The following is a 1,067-nucleotide window of genomic DNA, read 5'->3' on the forward strand; positions in this document are numbered from 1 at the left end:
GCGTGCGAAAACCATGGCCCGTCCCCGTACATTCGATGAGTCGACTGTTTTAACAGCCGTCGCTGAAGCGTTCTGGACGCAGGGCTACGAGGCCACCTCGACCCGAGACCTCGTCAATCGCACAGGGCTCAATCAGCCAAGCCTTTACAACGCGTTTGGCGACAAACGTAGTCTTTACCGTCGCGCCCTTGTGCACTATCTGGAGTGCAGTGTGCGTGATCGAATTCGGCGCCTTGAAGCACTGCCAAACGCGGGAATGGCCATAACTGGGTTCTTCGCAGAGGTGTTGAGTCGCACACTCAACGATCCTTTTCATCGTGGGTGTCTGTTGGTGAATTCTGCCCTCGAAGCAAATGCAGAAGACGTGGATTTGCGACAGGCCGTCGCAGAAGAATTCGACGCCATTCGCAGTTTTTTTGAAGGCCGCCTGCAAGCCTTCCGCCTGCAATCTGTCGATTCTGTCGAGATTGATGTGAAGCAGGGGGCGCATCATTTGCTGAGTGTGTTACTTGGTATTCGAGTTTTGGCTCGAATTAATCCCGATCCTGCGTGTGTAACAGACGCCATTGGTATTGCAATCAAAAGCCTTGGTCTTCCTCCCTTGGCTTTAGCGATGTTCACTGAAAACCACTGCACGGAGTCAATATGATCAAACTCTACTATCACCCGTCTCCTAACCCCGCGAAGGTTGCGCTGTTCTTGGAGGAGTCAGGCCTTGAGTACGAACTCATCCCTGTTGATACGCGCAAGGGTGAACAGCACGATCCGGCGTTTCTTAAGATCAATCCGAATGCCAAGACACCGGCTCTGATTGATGGTGATAACGTGGTATTCGACAGCAACGCCATACTGCTCTATCTAGCCGAAAAGACCGGGATGTTCCTGCCTGCTGACAATCTCAAGGCGCGAGGGGAGATGTACTCCTGGCTCATGTTCGTCGCGACCGGCATCGGCCCGTACTCTGGACAGGCTGTCCACTTTAAGCACTTCGCACCTGAGCCAAAAGACTACGCCGTTACCCGCTACACCTTCGAAGCCTGGCGTCACTGGACCATCATCAACGAGCA

The 1,067-nt window shown here is 53.5% G+C and carries 2 protein-coding genes; both read left to right on the forward strand.

The window, feature by feature from the left end:
• A partial coding sequence (locus tag ACI77D_RS29300; protein WP_407018099.1) for a TetR/AcrR family transcriptional regulator occupies positions 1-649 on the forward strand: 649 nt, incomplete at its 5' end.
• The coding region (locus ACI77D_RS29305) for a glutathione S-transferase family protein (RefSeq protein ID WP_407018100.1) at positions 646-1,067 on the forward strand (422 nt) is incomplete at its 3' end. The genes ACI77D_RS29300 and ACI77D_RS29305, both read left to right, overlap by 4 nt.

The organism is Pseudomonas sp. O39 (assembly GCF_045447295.1).
Taxonomy (GTDB): domain Bacteria; phylum Pseudomonadota; class Gammaproteobacteria; order Pseudomonadales; family Pseudomonadaceae; genus Aquipseudomonas; species Aquipseudomonas antarctica_A.